The sequence below is a fragment of the Hyphomicrobium sp. genome (assembly GCF_035548195.1).
Taxonomy (GTDB): Bacteria; Pseudomonadota; Alphaproteobacteria; order Rhizobiales; family Hyphomicrobiaceae; genus Hyphomicrobium_B.
Map to the genome: position 1 here is coordinate 104,938 of NZ_DASZTY010000005.1, position 23,953 is coordinate 128,890.

Here is a 23,953-nt window from a genome sequence, read left to right on the forward strand (position 1 = left end):
TTCAAACTTCCATGGCGTGCCGCCATGCGTGCACTGCTGATCCTAATGCCCGTTATGCTCATGACGACTGCCGGAGCGTCGGCCGGTCCGCGCATGAATGGGCATTTTGCGCCGGGCGATGGCGATCCGGAGATGGCGAAGAATACGCAATCGATCGTGCGTATTCCCGAGACCCATGGGCATCCGATCCACAGGAGCATCAAGATTGGGCTCGGAAAGTCTGTCTTGATTGAATTCCCGGACGGCGTTCGCGATGTGATGGCGTCCAACCCGGCGGTTGTCGATGCCGTCGTGCTTAGCTCCAATCGTGTTTTTCTGCTCGGCAAAGCGCCGGGTCAGTCCAACGCGTTTTTCTTCTCGACCTCGGGCGAGCAACTTGCGCTGGTTGAAGTCAGCGTGGACCAGGAAGGCGATGGTCTTGAGTCTCTTCTTCATCGGGTCATTCCTGGTTCGGACATCAAGGTCGAGACCCTCAATCAGACGGTGATTCTGACCGGTCACGTCAAAAGCCCGGCCGATTCCGTTCGCGCCGGTCAAATTGCGGGGCAGTTCATGACGCAAATGATTGCGACGTGGGCGTCCAACGTCAATGTCAGCGGCACGGGTGCGACAGCGCAAAACGCCTCTGCGAAGGATCAGAATCAATCCGTCATCAACTTGCTGACCGTTGAAGCGGAAGAGCAGGTGATGCTCAAGGTGACGGTCGCGGAGGTGAAGCGCACGCTGTTGAAGCAGATGGGCGTCAACCTCGGCGGGATGCTGCAATCGGGGAGTTTCTCGACCACGCTGTTGACGGCCAATTCATTTCCGATCACGCCGGCGCAGGGCCTTGGCACGCTTCCGACCTTTGGTGTCGGTACCGCGGCGAGCGCGGCGTGCGCGATCGGTCAAGTGTGCGCCTTCAACTCGGGACCGGGAACAGGTTCATTCGGCAACAGCGGGTTGGTTTCTGGCTGGGGCAACAGCAGAAACAACATTCAGTCCGCTATCCGCGCACTTGAGCGCGATGGTTTGATCCGGACCCTCGCCGAGCCGAATCTCACGGCCATCTCGGGCGAGCCCGCCGAATTCCTGGCAGGCGGCGAAGTTCCCTATGTCACCGGCGTTGATACGCAGACGGGTGTCAGCTCGGTGGCCTTCAAAAAGTTCGGCGTGCAGTTGAGCTTTACACCCGTGGTCCTAACCGAAGGCCGCATCAGTCTGAAAATCGATACGAGTGTCAGCGACATCTCGGGATATGTTGCCAACAACCCGCTTTTTGACACGCGCCAGGCAAAAACGGTCGTCGAGCTTCCGTCAGGAGGTTCGCTCGCACTCGCCGGGCTTATATCGACGAAAACGCAGCAGAACATCGACGGATTGCCGGGTGCCAAGGACATTCCAATCCTCGGGACGCTGTTCCGCAGTCGCGACTTTCAGAACGATGAATCGGAGCTTGTCGTAATCGTCACTCCGTACCTCGTTCAGCCCGTTGCGCGTCAGCAACTTGCAACGCCTGCTGACGGTCTTTATCCCGCGACCGATCTCAAAGCGGATTTTCTTGGTCACCTCAATCGGATCTACGGCCGGAGCGAAACGCTGCCGTCCGGTGGTCTGAAGGGGGATTACGGCTTTATCGTCGAATAGTCAGGTTCCGGAGACGCATTATGCAGATCGAAAATACGATACTCCGCGAACCTCGGAAGACGCGGTTCGGATTTATCCAGATTCTTGCGCTCGCAATTCTTTCCGCCGGAATGGCTGGATGCGAGCACGACCGGGTTGGACCGCAGGTGGCGGGCTGGCAATTGATCGATCCTGAACAACGTCATCCCATTCTCGTTTCGCAACGGCCCGCTGTTCTCAATCTTCATGTCGCTTCCGGCTCAGATGGACTGACGCCATCGCAACGTGGCCGGTTGATGGACTTTATTGATCACAGCCGTGCGGGTGATTCCGGTAACAGCCGGTTCGTCATTTCCGCTCCCGCTGGTTCGGCGAACGAAGGCGCTGCGATGGGCGCGGCCGAGGATGCCCGGCGATTGATGCTGGCAAGCGGTTATTCGGAATCGTCGATTGCCACCGAGGCCTATCATGCAGGCAGCCGCAATGCGCCGCTGCGAATCTCATACATGCGCTACGTCGCCGAGCCACCCGATTGCGGACACGACTGGTCGGAGAATTTGGCGCGAGCCTATCAGAATACGCCGTATCCGGATTTCGGTTGTTCGAACCAGCACAATCTGGCTGTCATGGTTTCGAATCCTGCAGACCTCTTGGGACCGCGTACAATGACGGCGCGCGATGCCAATCGTCGCGACGACATGTACGGCAAGTACGTCAAGGGCAAGCCTCTCGGGGCCGACGCTGAAGCCACAACTCTCACAAAAATTATTAACTGATTTCTCGGAGACGTTATGTCCCAGCATGCTCACATTGCCACGGAATTTAATCCCGAGGTGCCGGAGCTGGCGCAGGACGGCGAACCCGACTCGCGGCCCAGCGAGCGGGCTCGTCCAATTCCGCGTATATCCATCCAAGCCTTTTGCGATAGCGTGTCGGTTGCCAATGCTGTGCAGCACGCTGCAGAGGATCGCCGGCTGTCGAAGGCGCATGTCAGCGTGCATATGGGGGGCATCGCTGCGGCCGTTGCGCACTATATCGATAGCCCAACGCCAAATCTCATTATCGTGGATAGTGGGCTTGGTAGCGGCGAACTCATTGTGGAGCTTGATCACCTCGCTGAGAGCTGTGATCCCGGAACGAAAGTCATCGTCATCGGGCGTCACAATGACGTCGTCCTTTATCGCGAGCTGTTGAAGCGCGGTGTCGGCGAATACCTCGTTGCTCCCATAGATCCGATGGGGTTGATGGAGAGTATTTCCGCGCTCTACAATAATCCCGATACCGATCCGGTCGGACACGTCTTTGCATTCGTCGGTGCAAAAGGCGGTGTCGGCTCTTCCACGATTTGTCATAACGTCGCTTGGACGATCTCGGAAATCTTGAAGACAGACGTCACGATTGCGGATCTCGATCTCGCATTCGGGACGACGGGACTCGATTTCAATCAAGACCCGGTTCAGGGCATTGCGGACGCGCTCGTGGCGCCCGAGCGGCTCGATGACCAGCTTCTCGATCGCTTGTTGACCAAGTGCTCGGAGCACTTATCGATTTTTGCGGCTCCCGTCGTGATCGACCGAGATTACGATATATCGCCGGAGGCTTGCGAACTTGTTCTGGACGTTGCGCGGCAGAATGTGCCTTTCGTCGTCGTCGATCTTCCGCACGGCTGGTCGGCTTGGTCCAAACGCGTGCTGCTGCAGGCCGACGAGGTTGTGATTACAGCCGCTCCCGATCTTGCCAATCTCAGAAATGCGAAGAACGTCATCGATCTTCTACGCACGTCGCGAAAAAATGACAGCAAGCCGCATCTGATCTTGAACATGGCGAACCTGCCGAAGCGACAGGAAATTTCCGTGAAGGAATTCGAGCAGGCGCTCGATGTCAAAGTTCTATCGGTGATCGATTATGACGCGGAAACCTTCAGCCAGGCAGCGAACAACGGCCAGATGGTCGCGGAACTGAACGCAAAAGCGAAGGCTGTCGAGAAGTTTCACGATGTCGCGCAGAAGATTACCGGCCGCAAAGAAGCGAAAACCGACAAAGGAAATACGACGTTTGCGGCGATTGCCCCTATTCTCGAAAAGCTGAAACTTAAGCGTTAGGACCTCGTCATGTTCGGTAGGCGGTCAAACGACCCAATGCCAATGAAAAGGCCGGCGCCGCAAGCGTCCGCACCTCAGCCTAAGGTTCAACCTCAGGCTCAACCGCCGGCTGCGCCTATGGCAACAGAGGTTCGGTCTCCGGTTCAGCAGCGGCAGTCCGCACCTGCTGCGCCGCCGCCGAGGCCCGAACCCGTGCTCGAAGTGCAGCGAAAGCACTCAGAAGAGTACTACGACGTCAAGACGACGGTCTTTAACGCGCTGATCGATACCATCGATCTAACGCAGCTTTCCAAGCTCGACAGCGTGGCGGCGCGCGAGGAAATTCGCGACATCGTCAGCGAGATCATCCAGATAAAAAATGTCGTGATGTCGATTGCGGAGCAGGAAGAGCTGCTCGAAGACATTTGCAACGACGTCCTGGGATACGGTCCGCTAGAGCCTCTGCTGGCACGCGATGATATTGCGGATATCATGGTCAACGGCGCCAACACGACTTTCATCGAGGTCGGCGGAAAGGTTCAAAAGACCGGCGTGCGCTTCGCCGACAATCAACAGTTGATGAACATTTGCCAACGTATCGTCAGCCAGGTTGGCCGCCGCGTGGACGAGGCGAGTCCGATTTGCGACGCGCGTCTTCCTGACGGCTCGCGCGTCAATGTGATCGCTCCACCGCTGGCGATCGACGGCCCCGCTTTGACTATCCGAAAGTTCAAGAAAGACAGGCTGAAACTCGAACAGCTTGTCAAATTCGGGTCGATAACGCCTGAAGCAAAAACCATTCTGGAAATCATCGGACGCGTCAGGTGCAACGTCGTTATCTCGGGCGGCACGGGGTCGGGAAAGACGACTTTGCTCAATTGCCTTACCGGGTCGATTGATAATGACGAACGCATTATCACATGCGAAGACTCTGCGGAGCTTCAGCTGCAGCAGCCGCACGTCGTCCGCCTAGAGACGCGTCCGCCGAATCTCGAAGGCGAAGGCGAGATCAGAATGCGCGATCTCATCAAGAACTGCCTGCGCATGCGGCCAGAGCGTATCATCGTCGGCGAGGTGCGTGGGCCTGAGGCTTTCGATCTTTTGCAGGCCATGAATACCGGCCATGACGGCTCGATGGGCACGCTTCATGCCAACAGTCCGCGCGAGGCATTGAGCCGTCTGGAGTCAATGATCATGCAGGGCGGATATGCCCTGCCCATCAAGACTATCCGGGAAATGATTTGCGGTTCTATCGACGTCATTGTTCAGGCGTCGCGATTGCGCGACGGGTCGCGCAAGATCACGCACATCACCGAGGTTCTCGGGATGGAAGAAGAGACGATCACGCTGCAAAATCTGATCGTTTACGAGATTACCGGCGAAGACGCACATGGCAAGCTTCTCGGTCGGCATCGTTCGACCGGAATTGCACGTCCTCGTTTTTGGGAACGCGCCGAATATTATGGTGAGACCGAACGTCTTGCTCGTGCGCTCGCCGCGGCTGAAGTCGCAGACGACAACGGCAACCCGCTGGGATAATTGCGATGGACGGTAACGCGCTTTCGACTTTGTTATTGCCATTGATGGTGTCGGCTGCCTTCGCGGGCGGGATCTATGCGCTCGTCTACCCGTACATTTCTACGGAACGGCAAAAGGAAAAGCGGCTTGAAAGCGTGGTTGGCGTGCGGGCCCGCAAAAGCGGCGGCGCATTAGCCGAGATTCAAAGCAGCCGCAAAAAGTCCGTCGCCGATACGTTGAAAGACATGGATGAGCGACAAAAAAAAGATAAGAAAATCACGATGCGGCTCCGCATGGAGCGCGCGGGATTGAAGCAGAGCCCGCGGGACTTTTACATTCTCAGCGCCACCCTGGGGATCATCCTCGCGGGCATTGCATACAGCATTTTCGACCTGCCGGTCGGAGCGGTCGTCGTCGCGGGATTTCTCGGGGCATTCGGCATTCCGAGATGGATCCTATCGAAAATCACAAGCCGGCGACAACAGAAGTTCTCATCGCAGCTTGCGAATGCGATTGATGTCATCGTGCGCGGCGTTAAGTCGGGTCTGCCGCTTAATGAGTGCATACAGGTTATTGCGCGGGAAAGCCCAGAACCGCTGGCTGGCGAGTTTCGCAGTGTCGTCGAGCAACAGAGGCTTGGGGTGCCGATTGGCGACGGACTTGAGCGTATGTGTGAGCGTATGCCGCTTGCAGAAGTGCGCTTTCTCTCGATCGTTATTAGCATACAGCAACAAGCAGGCGGAAACCTATCGGAAGCATTGGCAAATCTTTCCGGCGTACTTCGTGACCGGCAAAGCTTGGCGATGAAGGTAAAAGCTCTTTCTGCCGAAGCGAAAGCATCCGCGATGGTGCTCGCGTCGTTACCTCCGGGTGTTATGTTCATGGTCTATCTTTCATCGCCCGGATACATGATGCCGCTGTTCACCACGACCATGGGACGATTCATGGTCGGGATTGGTGCGGCGTGGATGATGATGGGCGTCCTGGTGATGAGAAAGATGATCAACTTCAAGTTTTAAGCCGGTCGTTTCGTTTTATCCCGATTAGCTGATGGTGCGCCGATGAGAGCCTTCATCGAGACAGTCATGAATCCGCAGTTCGTTGCGACGATACTTGCGACCGTCTGCGTGTTCGCGACTGTTCTGACTATCGCGTTGCCCATGCTTCAGCGGGATCAGATGAACCGGCGCATGAAGGAAATGGCGATCGAGCGCAACAAGATGCGTTCGCAGCGATTGGCGGAAATGGCTGTAAAGGACCGTCCGGCATCCAGCAGGCTACGCTCGACGCCTAAAGGTTTCATGCAGCGCATCGTCGACGAGCTGCGACTGCGCGAGAGATTTGACAACGAGGAGCTGCGCGAGAACTTGAAGCGCGCCGGTCTTCGCGGGCAAGCCAACATCGTCGCATTCATGTTCTTTCGCGTGACGGCGCCAGTCGTGGTTTTCTTTCTGACGCTGTTCTATGTGTTCGTGATTTACGATACGGGGTATCCGCCACTCGTAAATCTCGGCATTGCTCTCGGCGCGGGATTTCTGGGTTTCTATCTGCCCAACATGTTCATTACGAACCGCGTGCAAAAGCGGCAAATGTCGATCAAGCAGGCCTTTCCCGATGCGCTCGATATGCTGCTGATTTGCGTCCAATCGGGTATGTCGGTCGAAGCGGCGTTCGGCAAGGTCGGAAAAGAGATTGCCGATCAGTCGTTGGAGCTTGCCGAAGAAATGGCACTGACGACCGCAGAACTTTCGTATTTGCAAGACCGGCGGCAAGCTTATGATAATCTCGCGAAGAGGACGGGCCTTCCTGGCGTGAAGGGGGTTTCGACTGCGCTGGTACAGGCAGAACGTTATGGTACGCCTGTCGGTCAAGCGCTTCGGACGATGGCCAAGGAAAACCGAGAGATCCGGCAATCGGAAGCGGAACGGAAGGCTGCCGCTTTGCCCCCGAAACTGACTGTGCCGATGATCGTCTTCTTCCTGCCGGTGCTGTTTATTGTCATTCTTGGGCCTGCAGCCATCAGCTACATGCAGCTTAAGAAGTAGACGAATTGCGCGAACATGTGTTGCGTCGGCCCTGGTGCATTGGACCAGGGCCTTTTCTTTTCGCTTAAGGATTGTTGGTTCGATCGATCGCCGACGGCGTTAAGCGAATGCTTAGTGGGTCATGCCCCTGAGCGGGGCAGCCGTCGCGCTGACTGTCTGCCAGTTGCTCCGAGCGTCGTCTGTGGGCGTTACGCTTGTCGCGAATTGGCTGCTATTAGGAACCGCGGCCGGCGCCGACTGTGCGATAGATGTTTGCGCCATAAAGCTCTTGGCATCGGGCATTTCGCTTTTCGGATCGAGCTTCACCAATTGCTTAAGATAGCTGGCATTGGACGATGCGGTTGCCGAATCGAGCACGCTCGATGCAACGGAGCGGGATTCATCGTAGCGGCCTTGCAGTCCGAGCACGAGAGCCAGGTTCTCGCGCATCTTGGGCGTGGCGCCGGACGTTGCGAGTGCCTGGCGCAAAAGCTGTTCGGCTTTTTTAGGGTCGCCCATCATCGCATGCGCCATCGCAAGATTGTTCATGATCGTCGGGTTGTCGGGAGAAAGTGCCAACGCGCGTTGGTAAAACGGAATTGCGTCCGCGTATTTGCCCTGCTTCGCCATGACTGTCCCGCGAGCCGAAATCACGCGCCAGTCAGGACGGGTCGGATCGTCGGCTGCCGCAAGAAGCTGACCGGCAACATTAATTTGGTTGAGCTCAAGGGCGAGACGCCCGTATTCGCTGGTCAGTTGCTGGTCGTGACCGTGGATCATGCTCGCCTGTTGCAGGACGTACAGCGCTTTTTCTTTTTCGCCGAGGGCTTTCAAGTCTCTTGCGTAGTTGAGTGCGGGTTGGAGCGCCGTTGGCTGTTTGGCGTATTCTTTGCCCCAATATATCGTCGCCTTCTGTAATTCGGTCCGAGGGCCGGGCTCCGATGTATCGGTACTGTTCGTCGTTTCCGGTTTGAGCGCGATATCTTGCAGCAGGCTCGGCGATTGAGAGCATGCGCCAAGCAGCAGCGATGCCGTAAGACTGGCGATGACCCCGAGGCGCGTCGATGCGGCTGGTTGTGAGGATACGAGATGGCGGGGGCGCTGGTTGCGCTTCATTGCGGTCTCCGTAGGGCCAAGATTCGCGGCCCAAATCCGCCGAATCTGCATGACCGTCAGTTTCCGGAGCAGGCGTCAATAAACGCTTAAGGTTCGCTCAGGTCTGTGATAGCTGATGCAACTTTTTGTCCCCCGGGAGTGGCCGTCGCTTGCGGCATGCGGCGGACTCTGTTGGAAGAGTTATCGATTGTCGTAGCGAGAGGTCTTAATGGTCGAAACATCAGCTTGGTCCGTCAGAAACGTGTTCGCGGAGGGCCCTTCGGCGACCGGCGACATCCCTATCTACTTCGTGCGGACGGCCGATGCGGGCCAGCTTGCCGGTTTCGATGATCATCAAAAAGCGTGGCTGGCCGCCCAGAGATTTTCAGGATCGGCCAAACGTCATGTTCTCGTTCCGGGAGCGGGCGGCAAGGTCGATGCGGTCGTTTTGGGACTTGGCGATGGCCAGCAGGGCGAGCCGAGCGGGCCGTCGGAGTTGTTGGCTGGCCTGCTTTCCGGAAGCCTCCCGTCCGCAACGTATCGGTATGCATCCGAGCTATCGGATTCATACCTTGCAGAGGTTGCTTGGGCGCTCGGCAGTTATTCTTTTTCTCGTTACAAGCGCCGGGACAATGCATCCGAACGGGCAAGACTGCGTCTCGAAACGCCCGATGCCGCACGTGTGATCAATACAGCGGAAGCCGTGTGGTTCGCCCGCGATCTCATAAATACGCCCGCGTCTGACCTAGGTCCGGCCGAGATCGAAGCCGCCGCACGTCTTCTTGCAGAGCGACATGGTGCCGACATTTCGGTCGTTATGGGCGACGAGCTTCTGGCGCAGAATTATCCAATGATCCATGCTGTCGGCCGGGGAAGCCCGCGCCAACCACGTCTCATTGATCTTTCTTGGGAACCGACTGGCGCACCGAAGATTACGCTGGTCGGCAAAGGCATAACGTTCGACACGGGTGGTCTTGATATCAAGCCCGCGAACGCCATGCTTCTGATGAAGAAGGATATGGGTGGCGCGGCAACGGCTCTCGCGCTCGCGCATATGATCATGGGACAGGGACTGAAATGCCGGTTGCGGGTTCTTATTCCGACGGCGGAAAATTCGATCAGCGGCGACGCGTTCCGGCCAGGCGACGTCCTTGCGAGCCGTGCCGGTTTCAGCGTCGAAATCGGCAACACCGACGCCGAAGGTCGTCTCGTACTTGCCGATGCGCTGGCGCTTGCAGATAGCGAAGAGCCGGACAGCATTTTTGTTTTCGCCACGCTCACCGGCGCCGCACGAAGCGCACTCGGTCCCGATTTGCCGGCCTTTTTCACCGACGACGAAGCTCTGGCTCAGGGCTTGCCCACGCTCGCGGCGTCGATTGGCGATCCACTCTGGCGTCTTCCCCTTTGGGAGGGCTATCGCCGCCATTTGGACAGCGATATTGCGGACATCAATAACGTCTGGGAATCGCCGTTCGCGGGGGCGATAACTGCAGCGCTGTTTCTCAAGCGTTTCGTCAATAAAGCGCGTCGGTTTGCGCATTTCGATCTCTACGGCTGGCGTTCGGCGCCACGCCCCCTCGGCCCCAAAGGCGGCGAGCCGCAAACCGCGCGCGCGGTTATGGAATATTTGCGGCGGGAGCTCGCAGCGTGACGTCCGGTATTCCGAAACGCATTGGCTGTGATTTGGATCCGCGGCGTAATGCGTTCCGTCCCGACCTTGCCGCACTGGCGCTTGAGGGCCTCGTCGAGGCCGAACGCTACGTCGCGGGCGAACCCGCTTTTGTCGCGCGTGCCGCCGTGCCTCTGCGCAGAGCACCGGATCCATCGCGTGGGTTTGAAACGGAGGCGCTGTTCGGCGAAGGGGTGACGATTTTCGACGAAGCCGGCGGCTGGTCGTGGGTTCAGCTCTCCCGCGATGGCTATGTCGGCTATGTGCCGTCGGAGGTATTGCGTCGCGGTGTTTTGCAGCCGACGCATCGCGTGCAGACGCTCGGCACTTTTCTTTACGCGGCTCCCGATATCAAGTCATCGCCGCTGATGCATCTTTCAATGAACGCGCTTCTTCCGGTTCGTGGCGGAGACGAACATTTTCTCGAACTGGCGGCCGGCGGGTTCGTCTATGCGCGCCATGCGACGTCGGTCAACCGTTATGCCCGGGATTTCGTTGCGATCGCCGAACGGTTTCTCGGTATGCCGTACCTCTGGGGTGGCCGGACGCACATTGGTGTCGACTGCTCAGGTCTTGTGCAAACCGCGCTCGCTGCCGCTGGCATTGCGGCGCCGCGCGACACCGATATGCAGCTCGCGGAGCTTGGCGAGAGCGTTCCTGTGCGGGCCGATTTCGATGGTCTCGCGCGTGGCGACCTCGTGTTTTGGAAGGGGCACGTCGGCATTATGATTGACGGCGTGTTGATGGTGCATGCCAACGGTCATCATATGCTGGTGGCAATTGAGCCGTTGCCTGAGGCGGCGGAACGTATGAGGAAAGCGGCAGGTGACGTTATTGCGGTGAAACGTTTGCCGAAGCTCTCGGCTGCTTAGCGCTGGTAGGGCAAGTATCGCGAGGTCTCGCACACTTCTTCTTGCTCAAGCGTGTCCAGAGATCTCTCCAACACGATGCGATGTCCGATCCAGTCCCAGCCTTCGGCGATCTCGACGCGCATCGCAATTGCAATCAGTATGCCGGTCAGAGCATTTCGTGTCTCGATTTTTTCGACGCGGCCCGAGGCGATGGCGCGTGCAAGCTTCGGAAATAAGTCAAACTGATCAATCGGTGCGTTGTCGTAAGCCTCTGCATTCAAAGCCAGAGCGAAGGTCTGTTTAGAGTCGATCAGCAGTTCGAACGGGCAGGCTCGCTTGAGCCACGGATTGACGGTCATGTGCCAATACTGTTCGGACGCGGTAATTTCGATGTCGGCGCACTCTCGCATTGCGGCGGCCCAACTTTCTAGCTCGATCAGCGTTTCTTCAAGGCGAACCCGGAAGACGTCATCTGGAAGCATGGCACTCGTTCTCATTGGAGGGAATCGGTGCCGAACGATAGCCGATCCGCATACGTCTGAAATAGCCTGCGAGCGGATACAAAAAAGACCGCGACGTCGGGGCCGCGGTCCTTCGAGGTCGAAGATCCCTCTTGGGGGTATTGGGGGCTCAGTAGCAAACCCAGACGAACTCGTCGTAATAATTCGACCAGCGCCAGCAGGGGCCGATGCCGTACGCGTACCACCGCCCATGCCAGAATCGGCGCGCATGCGAGTGATGATACCGGTGGCCGCGATGTCCGTAATGGTGCCCGCCGCGATGATGACCGCCCCCATGGTGATGTCCGCCCCCGTGATGACCTCCGCCATGGTGGCCACCACCGTGATGATGACCACCGCCATGATGGCCGCCATGCGATCTCGCGTCGGCGGTCAGCGGAAAAAGAAGAGCAGCCCCCAAAGCGGCTACCAAGGTCAGGCTTCGCAACACGTGTTTCACTCCTGTTTTGGGTTCTATCGAGGAATTCTGGCGCAACGCCTAGCAGACACGACAAGACCACCCATTTAAAATCTCCGGTCTGCCTAATGCCGCTCTAACGGCTGTCGCTCATTTTGAAGTTTCGTGATTGGTGATGCTGCTCGGGGCCGAGGAGTAATCAGACGGGGTATTGTCGTGCGATAACGCGCCTATTCCATATAGTCGGTTTTGGCGGCCGGCAGAGCGTGGCTTCCGTAGGTCTTTTTCAGTGTAGCGTGCTGCCCACGGTTCTGTGTTTCAATCGGCGTTTATTATTATTGCTCTACAAGTTTACTCTGCCGTCCGTAGTTGACCGGGCATTTTCTTTTTAAAAGGACATGCTTTTGTTTGATATGCAATGTTGGCGATTTGGCTTATTGCGATATCTCTTTCGCCAATTATCGCCGCGCTAACTGAGGCGAGGCGGATATATCAGAAATTCAAAGCGGGAGATGGAATATTTGGGTACGCACGCTTGCCATGACCTTTTCCCTCATCGATCGGCTTTCGTCGATGGCGACGGGGTGAGGCTCAATTACCTCGATTGGGGCGGAGATGGCCCGCCATTGATCTTGATTCATGGAATCGCGAATAGCCCCCATATTTTCGACGATCTCGCACCTTTGCTTTGTCCTCACTTTCGTGTGTTGGCCTATGCACGGCGTGGACACGGCAAATCCGAGGCGCCTGCAGGTCCATATGATGCCGCGACGTTGGTGAGCGATCTTCGCTATGTTCTCGACGGCTTGCACATCGAGCGTGCCAATCTTCTCGGTTGGTCGATGGGCGGCAACGAGATTACGGCGTTTGCAGGACTTTATCCCGAGCGCGTCGACAAGCTCGTTTATCTGGAAGGTGGATACGACTGGTCCGATCCAGCGTTCTTTAAGCCTTTCACGGAAATGCTGGCGGTGAATAGTCCCAGTCCATCCACGCTCAACTCGTTTGAGGCATTGAAGACCTGGTATCATGCGGCATGGATCGGGCGCGATGTTGCGTGGACGCCTGCGCTTGATGCCTTTCTTCGGGATGCCGTTCGGATCGAGCCGAGCGGCAGTGTTGAACCCGTTCCGTCGATCGAAGTATTTGCGGCGCTCATAGAGACGCTTGGTACATGGCCACGCGATTACACCAAGGTCCGCGCGCCGGCATTGTTCATTTACGGGACTTCGTTCTTTCCGACGGACTGCAGCGAACCGGCGCTGGCTCAAAAGCTCAGAGATTTCGAGCAAAATATCGCGGCGCCATTTCGGCGCGTCAGTATTGATCGGATCAGCCGCGAATTGGGCGACGTGCGTGTGTCGCAGCTCGATGGGCGCTCACATATGTCTATTGGCGTGCTCGCACCTGAGAAGTTGGCGGCGACAATCGAGAGCTTTTTGCTGTCTTTGTCTTAAGGTCAGCGCGTTGGCGCGCGCGTTGCGGCGACGGGTCTCGGTTTCGTGCGTTGTCGCTGATGCCAAAACATCGGATCATGATAGGTGACGGCTCCGATCGTTGCGGCGGCCGCTGGAGCGAAACGTTCGAACATGAGTGACAGAGCCGATTATACGCCGCCAAAGATTTGGAAGTGGAAAGCGCCAAGCGGGGGACGATTCGCAAACATCAATCGTCCGACGGCAGGGCCGACCCACGAAAAGGAACTTCCCGTCGGGAAGCATCCGTTGCAGCTTTATTCGCTGGCGACTCCGAATGGCCAGAAAGCCACCATCATGCTTGAGGAGCTTTTGGAGCTCGGGCACAGGGGCGCCGAGTACGATGCATGGCTCATTCGGATCACCGAGGGCGATCAGTTCGGCAGCGGATTTGTTGCCATCAATCCGAATTCGAAAATCCCGGCTCTCGTCGATCGCAGCGGCGATAAGCCGAGACGGGTTTTCGAGTCGGGCGCTATCCTCCTTTACCTCGCGGAGAAATTTGGGGCTCTGCTCCCGACCGATCCGGACAGGCGCACGGAAGCATTAAATTGGCTGTTCTGGCAGATGGGCAGTGCGCCGTATCTCGGCGGCGGGTTTGGTCATTTCTATGTGTATGCGCCGATCAAGATCGAATACGCGATTGACCGCTTCACAATGGAAGCCAAGCGGCAGCTCGATGTGCTCGACCGCCATCTCGCGGAGCATGAGTACATGGCGGGAGACGACTACTCGATTGCCGATATCGCGATCTGGCCCTGGTACGGTGGCGTCATAAAGGGCGATGTGTACGACGCGGCCGAATTTCTACAGGGTCAGGAGTACAGGAATGTCGGTCGCTGGGCCGATGCGATCGCGAAGCGCCCAGCGGTCATGCGGGGTGTTATGGTCAACCGCACGAGCGGGGATCCGGCGAGCCAACTTCGCGAGCGTCACGATGCCAGCGATTTTCTCACTAAGACAAAGGGCAAAGTTAGTATCTAAGTCCGCAGTATTTGCTCTACGTAGAAAATGCGTTGCGCTTTATTATCTCTAGGCCAGCACTCATGATCATTGAGCGGCTTTTTTTATCTTTCGGAGCGCTTGAGCGTTCTCAAAGATAGCGCACTGGTGCGATTGAAGCAGGCTCATTTTGGTATTGCCGAAAGGGCTGCACTCGGCTTTCTTGTTTCGGTTCCGGCGAAATCGCCGGGAATTCTCAGGAAATAGGCATCAACGCCAAAAGCGGAAGTCCAGGAAAGAGACATGTCACTACGCATCAATGACATTGCGCCCGATTTTACGGCAGATACGACGGAGGGTGAGATTCGTTTTCACGAATGGGTGGGCGAGGGTTGGGCGGTGCTGTTTTCGCATCCAAAAGACTTCACGCCCATCTGTACGACCGAGCTCGGCGCTATGGCCGGTTTGAAAAACGAGTTCGATAAGCGCAATGCCAAGATTGTCGGCATTTCGGTCGATCCGGTGGAAAATCATATCAGGTGGAAGAGCGATATTCAGAAAGCCACCGGGCACGCCGTCAATTATCCGATGATCGGCGATAGCGAACTCAAGGTCGCGAAGCTTTATGACATGCTGCCGGCATCGGCTGGCGCGACGTCTGAGGGCCGCACGGCAGCCGACAATCAGACGGTTCGCTCGGTCTTCGTTATCGGACCGGATAAGAAGATCAAGCTCATCCTGACCTATCCGATGACGACGGGGCGTAACTTCCAGGAAATCCTGAGGGCCATCGATTCCATCCAGCTCACGATGAAGTTTCCGGTTTCGACGCCTGCCGATTGGAAACCAGGTGAAGATATCGTTATTGCGGGTTCGGTTTCGGATGAGGATGCGCGCCAGCGCTTTGGCGCATTCGAGACCGTTTTGCCCTATCTCCGCAAAGCGAAGCAGCCGTCCGAATGATATAAATTCAGGGGTTTCTGGCGACGTGCTTCAGATATGTGCTTGAAGCTGTCAGATGGAGTTGTGAAAATTGCCGCCGAAGCAATTGCGACGCCCGCGCGGGATCGGTGCTCATGATTTTCCGTCAACTCTTTGACAGCGTTTCAAGTACATACAGCTATCTGCTGGCCAGCCGACGGGGAGGCGAGGCGCTTATCATCGATCCCGTTCTCGATAAGGTCGATCGCTACATTCAGTTATTGAATGAACTTGATTTGCGACTGGTGAAAGCTGTCGACACGCATCTGCATGCCGATCACATTACCGGGCTTGGCGCATTGCGCGACCGCACGCAGTGCATCACGGTCATGGGAGAGCAAAGCAAGGCGGATGTCGTATCGATGCGCCTTGCTGACGGTGAGAAGCTCCAGATCGAAGGCGTCAACCTGGATGTGATTTACACGCCCGGCCATACGGACGATTCTTATTCGTTCGTAATGTCTGATCGCGTTTTTACCGGCGATACGCTGTTGATCCGCGGGACGGGCAGAACCGACTTTCAAAACGGCGATGCACGTGCGCAATACGAGTCGATTTTCAATCGCTTGCTCCGGCTGCCGGATTCTACGCTTGTCTTCCCGGCCCATGACTACAAGGGCGACACGGTCAGCACGATTGGCGAGGAGAAAGCGTTCAACCCGCGCTTACAAGTGACGTCCGTCGCAGAGTACGCCGAGTTGATGAATAACTTGCACCTTCCCGATCCGAAGATGATGGATGTCGCGGTGCCTGCGAACATGCATGTCGGATTTTCGCAGGAACAAATCGCGCTGAAAGGCTGGGCGTTGACACCGTCGGAAGCGATGATGTTGATCGGGCGCCCGGACGTGGCCTTCGTCGATTTGCGGGAGCAAGGAGAGAGAGCGCGCGAAGGCGAGATACCTGGATCGCTCCATACGCCCTATCCGGAGCTTGGCGAGAATGTATCTTGCGGCGGAATTCTCCACGAACTCGGCGCGACGAAGCAGATTATCTTTTATTGTGCATTCGGCGAGCGCTCGGCCATGGCCGTACAGGCGGCGCACGATTTGGGGATCGCGTCCGCGCTTCACATCCAGGGCGGGATCGCCGCCTGGAAGATGGCGAAAGGCCCACTGTTTACTAGGTAATGTTTGAGGAGATAGCCTTGCGACTTGCATTTACCCTTGCCCGGGCTGTTGGAAACACGCCGCTCATCAAGCTTCGAGCCGCTTCGGAAATGACGGGCTGCACGATCCTCGGCAAGGCCGAGTTCATGAATCCTGGCCAGTCGATCAAGGATCGGGCTGCGCTTTTCATTTTCAACGATGCTTGGGCTAAGGGGCAAATTCGTTCTGGCGGCGTGATCGTCGAGGGGACGGCCGGCAACACCGGAATCGGGCTGACGATGATTTGCAGCGTTATGGGGTGTCGTTCCGTTATCGTGATCCCGGATAATCAGTCTGCGGAGAAAAAGGATACCTTGCGGCTCATGGGTGCGCAGCTGGTCGAAGTGCCGGTCGTGCCGTATTCGAATCCCAACAACTACGTGAAATACTCTGAGCGGTTGGCCGCAGCTTTGGCTGAGACCGAGCCTGAGGGTGTGATTTGGGCAAATCAGTTCGACAACGTCGCCAACCGGCAGGCTCACGTCGAGACGACCGCCGTTGAAATTTGGGAGCAGACCCAAGGCCGGATCCATGGCTTCGTCTCGGCTGTCGGTACGGGAGGGACGCTTGCCGGCGTGGCCCAGGGGCTGCGGGAGAAAAACAGCGATATCAAGATCGCGTTGGCAGATCCGCCGGGCGCTGCGCTCTACAGCTACTACACGACGGGGGAGCTGAAAGCGGAAGGATCATCCATCACCGAGGGTATCGGTCAAAGCCGAATTACGAAGAACCTCGAAGGGTTCACGCCGGATTTCGCATATCGGATACCGGATGCGGAAGCCCTTGAGATTGCCTTCGATCTGGTGCGGGACGAAGGTCTCTGTCTCGGCACATCGAGCGGTGTGAATATTGCGGGGGCTATCCGCCTCGCCAAGGACCTCGGCCGGGGCAAGACGATCGTCACTATGCTGTGCGATTCAGGTACGCGGTACCAATCGAAAATGTTCAACCCGAAATTTCTGCGTGAGAAGGGTTTGCCCGTGCCGAAATGGCTAGAAAAAGCTCCTGCGGCTCTTCCTGTCGTTTTTCGTTGATTGCCTGTCGACGACTTTGGCTGGCATCAGGTGGATGGCAGCCTTGAGCGAATGCCGAGATGCGCATGACGTTTGTTGCGTGCGCGGTCTGCATTTCGCGGAAGCCTTGTGTCGAACTTAACGGCGTTAAGCGAGGTCCCGATTCTCGATCTTTTCGTGCTGCAAGTCCGGTAGCCGCTGCAAGCTTGCGAAATACTCCCGCCATAATTTTGGGGGACGATGAGACCGAGCGCTGTGGTTTTGCGGCCAAGCTTAGGGGCTAGCAATTTCAACTGACAGAAGCCATCTAGCCAAAGAGTGCGCAAATCGGTTTAAATGAGACTATGCTGAGTAGACATCTCAGGTCTGCGATAACTTTTATGCTCCTGACGGTGATGGCCGTCGCGGGATTGCCTGTTATCGTCTGTGTCAGCGAAGCGCACGGCACAGCCGTCGAATTGGGCGGCCTCTACACGGCCCACCACGACAGTTCGGAACCACATGGCGCCGTTTCTGATTCATCCGATGATGCTTTTGGTTCAGGGTGTACTGATTTTCGGCTCGACCGGGGAATTCTTGTCGAGCAGGTCCGTTTAAAGCAACCCACCGGACTTCCGATTTTGAACAATGACGGTCCCGCTTTCTCGGCGGCTCCCGCGTCATTGCTCCCTCCTTTCGTCTTTGCCGACGGCAGGGGAATTTTGCGGGTCAACAGACCCGTCATACGGTCCAGCCTTAGCGATCTCAGGACCATCGTTCTGCTGATTTAGAGCTTGGAAAGCTCGATCACGCTCAGCGTCGATCGTGAATCTTTCGCCTATTTCTTAGCAATCCGATGGAGAAGCGGAATGGAAGGCCACTCCGTGACGCCGCGCGTCGACGGCGTAGTTGCGTGCCGAAGTTTTCGACTGGCTGGAATAATTGCGACCGCTGTAGCGGTTGTGAATATGGTGCCTACGCTTGCGCAGGCACGAGGATCATATCCCAGCGAAAACGATCGTCATCGCGATCAACAGGCCCAACTTTGGGCTGAACGAGGTAAGAGCGCATTCGCTTCCGCTGACTATTCTTCCGCAATCGTAGCTTATTCGGAGCTGGCGCGTCTCAAGCCTCGCGATGCGCGTGTTTTTTTTAATCGTGGACTTGCGCGCAAAAAGGCCGGTGACGATAGCGGTGCGCTGAAGGACTTTGACGAGGCTCTGTCTCTCGATCCACAGTTGCCGGTGGCGTTGGTGAACCGCGCACGCTTGTACATGTCCCAGAATCGCACCGAGGAAGCTCGCAGCGATCTGAATGCGGCGGAAAAGCTACGTCCCTATGATCCGACTATCCCTTTCCTCAGGGGGAGGCTGTATGCGCAATCGGGGCAACTCAATCGCGCGGTTGCGGATTTCTCAAGGGTTCTGGAGCTTGATTCCAGCCGAGCAGGAGCCTTTGCAGCGCGAGGTCATCTCTATCTCAGATTGAACCAACCCGGATTCGCGAAGATGGATTTTGAGCGCGCGCTAAGGCTCGATCCCAATAACTCTGGCGCCCGAAGCGCCCTTGGAGCGCTCGACGAATGAACTCGAGACCTTATCACCAAGGAGACGCGCACGACGCTAGAATCCGTTTCACGCGATCTGGCCGCAACATCGCGCAGGCGATGCTTGTTGTCCTGGTTCTGACCGCCGCGGTGTCCGGATTTCTGCGCGATTGTTTTGGCCACAATGGCCATCGTGCAATCGAGTGGACGCACGTTGCAAAAACTAATCACTGGCAGCAGCGCATATGGACTTTCCAGGAAGCATCTGTTGTTGGCGAAGCGATTGGTACAAGCGGGCCGGATTGCGTCGATCGCTTGATTTTTTCGGAAACCGTTTGCCCGCCTTCGTCCGCAGCGACGCTTAAAGCACCTCGTCTTCGGTATGTATCTTTCGCAGACCCCGGATCTGAACCTTGCTGGTGTGCCCGTTTCCCCGAGCGGCATTTCCTATCGTATGTGTTTAAATCCGCGGCCGTTCCAGACCCTGCGCTGGCCGTCCTTCGAACGACTGTGATGCTGAATTAGCGCTCAACGGAGCTCCGTCGCCGCGCCAACAAGCGTCCAGGCGACGCGCACTTCTGTATTCGCCAATCAAACAACCTACGCAACGTCGCGTCCAACGCGTGACGAGGCTTGACCGCACGGTTTGCGCAAACACTGCGCACGTGAGGCGGAGCGTGGGCTGATATCAAGTGAGGAAAATCCAATGCGGAATATCGAAACAAATAGAGCAAGTCTGCGTCTCACCTTTGCCGCCACCGCGGGGTTGATACTTGTCTCGTCTGCGCCAGCAGGATTGGCGCAACAAGGTTTTGTGTTAGCCGACGCACGCGCCTATCGGCACTGTCATAATCTACCGAAGAAGACTTATTGCCACAAAAATGGCCAGCTCCCGATTGTCTCGCCTCCGTTCTCAGACCGATCGCGTCGGCACGACTTGCGCAAAGAAACTCCATGCCACGGAGATCCGGCGCGCTGCGCGAACACACACGATCATCAGCCGGGATAACTGGCGGTTTCCAAAGCTAACAGGCGTTGGCGAGGTGAGAGTGAGGCTGCTGAGACGGCCTCACCGTCGTCGCAGTGCCGCCAACAGGGCTAACAGTTTGGATGAACAGCATGAGACACGTTTATTTGCCAGTGGGTATTGGTGTCGGCATTCTTCTCGGTATCGCCTTGGCGGCGACAACCAATATGACTTCGATATTGCAAGACATCGGCGCGTATTTGCATGTCGCGGAATCCACTTCGCCGGCGCCTCAAGGTCACGGTCATGACTCCCACACTCATGTGGAGCATCACCAGGCCGGCGATGTGGAAGGAGCGGCCGAGACAAAGAACGGCAATGTCCATTCACATGAAAAGGACGGCGGCGAAGAAGAAGGCGTCGTTCCGATGGACGCCGAACAGATCGGCGCTGCCAATATTGAGATTAAACCCGCAGCGCCGGGCGCAATCAGAAATCGACTTCGCGTGCCCGGGACAATTATTCCCGATCGTAACCGTGTTGCTCGTGTTCCCTCAAAAGTCGTAGGGACTGTTGCCGAACTAAAGAAGCGACTGGGCGATCCGGTATCTCCTGGCGAAGTTATTGCCATCCTCGACAGCCGCGAGGTCGCCGATGCAAAAAGCGAGTACATCGCGGCGATCGTCAATTTCCGCCTGCAGGATACTCTTTACCAGCGCCACCGCCTCGAAGCCAACCTTACTTTGGCCGACCTGAGTTCCGGCGCCGGTCTCTCCAGCGACCCTGGAAATGCCTGTAATGCTTGGTTTTTGTGGCTTTTGATCAGGTCGGCGCTCCCTCCTGTCGGGTGCGCCATCCGAATTAGGTGCTTGTTATAGTTCCAGGCAGTCGCAACTTGCTGTGCGATTTTTTCTTTGGAGTTGAATACCACTGCTTTACCAAGCATCGCTGCACCGGCTATGTCGTAGACAAGCCCCACAAGATTAAGCCAGTTTCCTGCCATGCGTTTCGCCGTATCCTGTCGTACTTACGACTGTAGTGGTTTCACTAGTTGCGGCACGGATGCCTGAGGTGAGTTCTGCCGCTCGAAGGCCGCTCGATATTCTTCGATGAAATCATCATCAAACACCCAGTGTTCTTGAAGCCAATCTGGATGAATACCCAATTCCAAATTCTTCGCGATCGCACGCTCATACGCAGACTCACGCGTTGACCAAGTCGAATAAGTGCCAGTTATTAGGTCTGTATCTTCGTGCGCAAAAACGACTCTTATTCTTTTTCTTATGCTGGGGGTGCGCGCTTCTATCGGCTCTCCGCTTTCTTCCCAAATCATTTCACCCACAGCTTGACGTTTGGTGTCCCATTCATTGTAGCTGCCGACGTAGGCGAAAACGCCTTTCGCCGCTAGGTTACTAATCAAATCGTTCAACTTTCCTATCGCTCTAATCTTGTTCGCAGGAGACAGGGGTTTGCGGTTACTGTGAGCAGTGATTTCTAACTCCTGACAATAGTCGACGAGCTCTGCGACCTCTTCAGCAACCGCGCCGCTCGGGTTGATCTTGAAGTTGTAGTCAATCTTATCAGTCCACGAGGTCTGCAGTTCTTTCACGAGCTGATTGCCGCCAGCGTTGCTGATCGACTGCAGCCGAAACACCGCCGAACCATTTGAGACCTCATTCTTATTTGCACGCAGAGCGACGGGGTCTGCGCGTAGCACAACGGCGATCTGTCCGAGTACTTCTGGGAGAATGCGAACACCTTGTTCGGCCCGCTGGTATGTCCTGAGTTCGATGGTGGTCCCTTGGATCAATCCTTTTTGTGTTTTGCCCAGCTTCTTACGGAGCTGCTTGATCGCGTTGCCGTCGGGCAAAACGCCTTTGGTCTTCTTTTGCTCGGTCATGCGTGCCCTCCAGTTCGATAGCGAAACTATAGCGTATCGAACGCTGCAGTTGAACGACAGAAGGACGACAGATAGTTACCAATAATTGCAGTTGGGGCTTGAAAAGGCGCCAGGAGGAGACAGCGAGACGCTATTAAACCGCCGCTTCTCTCTGAAAGCTAACGCGCAATGGTAGCCCCGAACGTGAGGCGAAGCTGCGTGAGCTTTCATGCAGTTTTGTTTGAGAATTCGGATCGCGCGAACTCGTCATAGAAACATGGCTGCCGCGCATAGCGATAAGCGAAAGACAAACGCCCGCGAGTTTGGATCGATTGTCTGGCAAGCGCACCTTATCTTCTGCACCGAGCGCCATATAATCTGGCAGAAATCATTGCAGTATCCTTGCCCCTTTGCCTTTGATTATCGCACAGAGACGAGGAGCCATAGACAGCGGATCGTCTTGGCCTTCAAAGTTGCCGACTTCTTTGCCGTTCTCGTACCGGACCATTTCCCACTTTTGCGTATTTTTCCCTGGGGCAAATGTGAGCCGCAGCGACCAATGTGGGGAATCCAACAGCGTATCAGTGGGACTTGGGTGCTCTGTACCTCTGTATCTTGCAACAGTGATACCCGCACATTCTTTCCGTGCCGCAAGTTCGGTCATTAGTCCGACTTCAAACTCCATCACTTCGACCGAGCCCATCGAACAGCCACTCAACTTAGACATCATTTCTGGGCAATTTTTTATGCGATCGCAGCCGAGCTTTTTGATGAGATCTCTGTTCGTCTCGCTCCACATCTCTGGTTCTATACAGGCAAGGCTTTCATTCCACACGCTCGTCTCGTTGTCCAAGATGAGAGCTTCGTTTGCGTCTGCGAAGCCAGTGATTGCCAAAAGAACAACCAGGGGCGCAATCGTCCTGAAAATAAAATTCTCCATATCTGTGTGATCCTGCACTTGGCCGACTGCTTATTCTTGCGCACCTCACGGATAGGTTTGTTTCCGCGCAAATTAAAAATCTACTCGCTTGGTTCTTTCATCCACAAATTGAACTTGGAATGTTTGGTATCGTTGAAACCAGCGGCGGATAAGTTACAGATCGCAGGCTAGTATCGTCAGTCTCCGCAGCGTAGCTGTAAGCATTGAAGCCGCTGATGTAGGTTTCGACAAAATCTTCCGTCCTTGATGCGTCACTTCGCGCCGGACTTTCAGTATCCCATGGCCTTATCCACTCGGCACTCGATTCAGCAGGCGTTTGGATAGAGGGGCGCTAGGCACCGAACGGTTTGATACCTCTCCGAAGCGAGTTTTCGATTGGCATCAAGCTTATGTGGCGTCGTGGGACCTACTGCGTGCGACGCGTGAAACGTCCGACGTCGCTACACAGGACCTGCGTGCCTAGAACTTGTAATGCGTCTTCTCAGCGACGGCTTGACTACTCACTGAAAAGTCGGAATGAGTTAGGTACCGGAGATACCGTTGGTAGGTACCGGCTGCATACGGAAACGTCATTTTTGCTGGTAAATTTGGCAGAAAGCGGAGTTGGCGCACCCGACAGGATTCGAACCTGTGACCTTCGCCTTCGGAGGGCGACACTCTATCCAGCTGAGCTACGGGTGCGTAGAAGGCGAGACTGATAGCTCATTCGGCGCGCCCTAGCAAATGCCTCGGCGGCCTGAGGAAGGCAGCTCCCCGGGGGTGAGGCGCCGAGCCTCACCCGGAGTTCCTGGGCTCTGCGGTACCATTTTGGCGAACCATGCGCTCAGTAGCGGCAGGGGCGGGCGACAACGACGCATTTCGCAAGGAGGATTGCTCCCTTCTTGCAATCCCACTGCTTATCGCGCGCGGTCCAGAAGTTTGCATAGCGTGGACCATAGAGGTGCCGCACTGTTGCCTTCCAATGCTGACGGGCGGCAATGCGGGCCTTCTCGGATCCGGTGCCAAGAATTCCGGTCGCGGTGGCAACGCCTTCAACGGCGGCGCGGCATCGTGGCAAAGCATTGGCGTCAACCGATGTTAGTCCCGCAACCGCGGATAAGGCGACGAGAGCAGCTGCAAATTTTGCCGGCTTGTGCATAACAATTTTCCCTCCGAAAGCGTCGAACGGCGTAACCGCAATCGACAACGGACATTAGATAAACAGACCCCAGAGGCAGATCAGCCATGGGCATCGCGGGCTGTCAACGGAGCGGTTGGCTAGGGAGCGGAATGATTCGATAGTGTTGGATTTCGGCCGGTATTTTGAACGGTTCTGCGGCGAG

The 23,953-nt window shown here is 56.3% G+C and carries 21 protein-coding genes and 1 tRNA gene; 16 read left to right on the forward strand and 6 right to left on the reverse strand.

Annotated elements, in window-relative coordinates:
• Positions 1-24 precede the first annotated feature (24 nt).
• From VHB22_RS00855 to VHB22_RS00880, 6 genes are read left to right on the forward strand one after another with little or no spacing between them, the layout of a single operon-like run.
• The gene (locus VHB22_RS00855; RefSeq protein WP_325455051.1) at positions 25-1,626 is read left to right on the forward strand and encodes a type II and III secretion system protein family protein; all 1,602 of its coding nucleotides are present in this window, start codon (positions 25-27) and stop codon (positions 1,624-1,626) included.
• Between the two features lie 20 nt (positions 1,627-1,646).
• The gene (locus VHB22_RS00860) at positions 1,647-2,381 is read left to right on the forward strand and encodes a CpaD family pilus assembly protein (protein ID WP_325455052.1); all 735 of its coding nucleotides are present in this window, start codon (positions 1,647-1,649) and stop codon (positions 2,379-2,381) included.
• Between the two features lie 15 nt (positions 2,382-2,396).
• Complete coding sequence (locus VHB22_RS00865; protein ID WP_325455053.1) at positions 2,397-3,707, forward strand: AAA family ATPase; 1,311 nt, start codon at positions 2,397-2,399, stop codon at positions 3,705-3,707.
• Between the two features lie 9 nt (positions 3,708-3,716).
• Positions 3,717-5,225 carry a CpaF family protein gene (locus tag VHB22_RS00870; protein ID WP_325455054.1) on the forward strand — a complete coding sequence of 503 codons (1,509 nt, stop codon included), beginning with the start codon at positions 3,717-3,719 and terminating at the stop codon, positions 5,223-5,225.
• Positions 5,226-5,230: 5 nt separating this feature from the next.
• On the forward strand, positions 5,231-6,223 hold the full coding sequence (locus VHB22_RS00875) for a type II secretion system F family protein (protein WP_325455055.1): 993 nt from the start codon (positions 5,231-5,233) through the stop codon (positions 6,221-6,223).
• Between the two features lie 42 nt (positions 6,224-6,265).
• The gene (locus VHB22_RS00880; protein WP_325455056.1) at positions 6,266-7,249 is read left to right on the forward strand and encodes a type II secretion system F family protein; all 984 of its coding nucleotides are present in this window, start codon (positions 6,266-6,268) and stop codon (positions 7,247-7,249) included.
• 111 nt (positions 7,250-7,360) lie between these two features.
• Here VHB22_RS00880 and VHB22_RS00885 read toward each other — a convergent pair whose 3' ends face one another.
• Positions 7,361-8,344 carry a tetratricopeptide repeat protein gene (locus VHB22_RS00885; protein WP_325455057.1) on the reverse strand — a complete coding sequence of 328 codons (984 nt, stop codon included), beginning with the start codon at positions 8,342-8,344 and terminating at the stop codon, positions 7,361-7,363.
• A gap of 208 nt (positions 8,345-8,552) precedes the next feature.
• Here VHB22_RS00885 and VHB22_RS00890 point away from each other — a divergent pair, with 208 nt between their 5' ends.
• Both VHB22_RS00890 and VHB22_RS00895 read left to right on the forward strand, forming a co-directional pair.
• Positions 8,553-9,974 (forward strand): leucyl aminopeptidase family protein, encoded by a 1,422-nt coding sequence (locus tag VHB22_RS00890; RefSeq protein ID WP_325455058.1) that lies wholly within the window; start codon positions 8,553-8,555, stop codon positions 9,972-9,974.
• Entirely contained in the window at positions 9,971-10,864 is an 894-nt protein-coding gene (locus VHB22_RS00895; RefSeq protein WP_325455059.1) for an NlpC/P60 family protein, read from the forward strand. Before VHB22_RS00890 ends, VHB22_RS00895 begins: the two co-directional genes overlap by 4 nt.
• On the opposite strand, the gene VHB22_RS00900 is transcribed toward VHB22_RS00895, so the two are convergent.
• Positions 10,861-11,718: a hypothetical protein gene (locus VHB22_RS00900; protein WP_325455060.1), complete on the reverse strand. Its 858-nt coding sequence runs from the start codon at positions 11,716-11,718 to the stop codon at positions 10,861-10,863. The genes VHB22_RS00895 and VHB22_RS00900 overlap by 4 nt on opposite strands.
• Positions 11,719-12,282: 564 nt before the next feature.
• On the opposite strand from VHB22_RS00900, the gene VHB22_RS00905 reads away from it, so the two are divergent.
• From VHB22_RS00905 to VHB22_RS00940, 8 genes are all read left to right on the forward strand, one after another.
• Positions 12,283-13,218 carry an alpha/beta hydrolase gene (locus VHB22_RS00905; RefSeq protein ID WP_325455061.1) on the forward strand — a complete coding sequence of 312 codons (936 nt, stop codon included), beginning with the start codon at positions 12,283-12,285 and terminating at the stop codon, positions 13,216-13,218.
• A 132-nt stretch (positions 13,219-13,350) separates the two neighbouring features.
• Entirely contained in the window at positions 13,351-14,220 is an 870-nt protein-coding gene (yghU, locus tag VHB22_RS00910; RefSeq protein WP_325455118.1) for a glutathione-dependent disulfide-bond oxidoreductase, read from the forward strand.
• Positions 14,221-14,481: 261 nt separating this feature from the next.
• Positions 14,482-15,141: a peroxiredoxin gene (locus tag VHB22_RS00915; RefSeq protein ID WP_325455062.1), complete on the forward strand. Its 660-nt coding sequence runs from the start codon at positions 14,482-14,484 to the stop codon at positions 15,139-15,141.
• Between the two features lie 113 nt (positions 15,142-15,254).
• Positions 15,255-16,289: an MBL fold metallo-hydrolase gene (locus VHB22_RS00920; protein WP_325455063.1), complete on the forward strand. Its 1,035-nt coding sequence runs from the start codon at positions 15,255-15,257 to the stop codon at positions 16,287-16,289.
• A 17-nt stretch (positions 16,290-16,306) separates the two neighbouring features.
• Positions 16,307-17,341, forward strand: coding sequence for a cysteine synthase A (locus VHB22_RS00925; protein ID WP_325455064.1), 1,035 nt, complete (start codon positions 16,307-16,309; stop codon positions 17,339-17,341).
• A gap of 359 nt (positions 17,342-17,700) precedes the next feature.
• Positions 17,701-18,090 (forward strand): hypothetical protein, encoded by a 390-nt coding sequence (locus tag VHB22_RS00930; RefSeq protein WP_325455065.1) that lies wholly within the window; start codon positions 17,701-17,703, stop codon positions 18,088-18,090.
• 78 nt (positions 18,091-18,168) lie between these two features.
• The gene (locus VHB22_RS00935) at positions 18,169-18,885 is read left to right on the forward strand and encodes a tetratricopeptide repeat protein (RefSeq protein WP_325455066.1); all 717 of its coding nucleotides are present in this window, start codon (positions 18,169-18,171) and stop codon (positions 18,883-18,885) included.
• A gap of 1,100 nt (positions 18,886-19,985) precedes the next feature.
• Positions 19,986-20,690 (forward strand): efflux RND transporter periplasmic adaptor subunit, encoded by a 705-nt coding sequence (locus VHB22_RS00940; RefSeq protein WP_325455067.1) that lies wholly within the window; start codon positions 19,986-19,988, stop codon positions 20,688-20,690.
• Positions 20,691-20,839: 149 nt separating this feature from the next.
• On the opposite strand, the gene VHB22_RS00945 is transcribed toward VHB22_RS00940, so the two are convergent.
• From VHB22_RS00945 to VHB22_RS00960, 4 genes are all read right to left on the reverse strand, one after another.
• Positions 20,840-21,712: a hypothetical protein gene (locus VHB22_RS00945; RefSeq protein ID WP_325455068.1), complete on the reverse strand. Its 873-nt coding sequence runs from the start codon at positions 21,710-21,712 to the stop codon at positions 20,840-20,842.
• A 367-nt stretch (positions 21,713-22,079) separates the two neighbouring features.
• On the reverse strand, positions 22,080-22,631 hold the full coding sequence (locus VHB22_RS00950; protein ID WP_325455069.1) for a hypothetical protein: 552 nt from the start codon (positions 22,629-22,631) through the stop codon (positions 22,080-22,082).
• Between the two features lie 604 nt (positions 22,632-23,235).
• Positions 23,236-23,312 (reverse strand) — tRNA-Arg (locus VHB22_RS00955).
• 142 nt (positions 23,313-23,454) lie between these two features.
• A complete protein-coding gene (locus VHB22_RS00960; protein WP_325455070.1) occupies positions 23,455-23,769 on the reverse strand; it encodes a hypothetical protein in 315 nt (104 codons plus the stop codon).
• Positions 23,770-23,953 lie beyond the last annotated feature (184 nt).

Excerpts from the sequence above, each read along its gene's own strand:
- VHB22_RS00855 (WP_325455051.1), top strand. The coding sequence starts at position 25 with ATGCGTGCACTGCTGATCCTAATGCCCGTTATGCTCATGACGACTGCC.
- VHB22_RS00860 (WP_325455052.1), top strand. The coding sequence starts at position 1,647 with ATGCAGATCGAAAATACGATACTCCGCGAACCTCGGAAGACGCGGTTC.
- VHB22_RS00865 (WP_325455053.1), top strand. The coding sequence starts at position 2,397 with ATGTCCCAGCATGCTCACATTGCCACGGAATTTAATCCCGAGGTGCCG.
- VHB22_RS00870 (WP_325455054.1), top strand. The coding sequence starts at position 3,717 with ATGTTCGGTAGGCGGTCAAACGACCCAATGCCAATGAAAAGGCCGGCG.
- VHB22_RS00875 (WP_325455055.1), top strand. The coding sequence starts at position 5,231 with ATGGACGGTAACGCGCTTTCGACTTTGTTATTGCCATTGATGGTGTCG.
- VHB22_RS00880 (WP_325455056.1), top strand. The coding sequence starts at position 6,266 with ATGAGAGCCTTCATCGAGACAGTCATGAATCCGCAGTTCGTTGCGACG.
- VHB22_RS00885 (WP_325455057.1), bottom strand. The coding sequence starts at position 8,344 with ATGAAGCGCAACCAGCGCCCCCGCCATCTCGTATCCTCACAACCAGCC.
- VHB22_RS00890 (WP_325455058.1), top strand. The coding sequence starts at position 8,553 with ATGGTCGAAACATCAGCTTGGTCCGTCAGAAACGTGTTCGCGGAGGGC.
- VHB22_RS00900 (WP_325455060.1), bottom strand. The coding sequence starts at position 11,718 with ATGGCGGCCATCATGGCGGTGGTCATCATCACGGTGGTGGCCACCATG.
- yghU (WP_325455118.1), top strand. The coding sequence starts at position 13,351 with ATGAGTGACAGAGCCGATTATACGCCGCCAAAGATTTGGAAGTGGAAA.
- VHB22_RS00915 (WP_325455062.1), top strand. The coding sequence starts at position 14,482 with ATGTCACTACGCATCAATGACATTGCGCCCGATTTTACGGCAGATACG.
- VHB22_RS00920 (WP_325455063.1), top strand. The coding sequence starts at position 15,255 with ATGATTTTCCGTCAACTCTTTGACAGCGTTTCAAGTACATACAGCTAT.
- VHB22_RS00930 (WP_325455065.1), top strand. The coding sequence starts at position 17,701 with ATGCTCCTGACGGTGATGGCCGTCGCGGGATTGCCTGTTATCGTCTGT.
- VHB22_RS00935 (WP_325455066.1), top strand. The coding sequence starts at position 18,169 with ATGGAAGGCCACTCCGTGACGCCGCGCGTCGACGGCGTAGTTGCGTGC.
- VHB22_RS00945 (WP_325455068.1), bottom strand. The coding sequence starts at position 21,712 with ATGACCGAGCAAAAGAAGACCAAAGGCGTTTTGCCCGACGGCAACGCG.
- VHB22_RS00950 (WP_325455069.1), bottom strand. The coding sequence starts at position 22,631 with ATGGAGAATTTTATTTTCAGGACGATTGCGCCCCTGGTTGTTCTTTTG.
- VHB22_RS00960 (WP_325455070.1), bottom strand. The coding sequence starts at position 23,769 with ATGCACAAGCCGGCAAAATTTGCAGCTGCTCTCGTCGCCTTATCCGCG.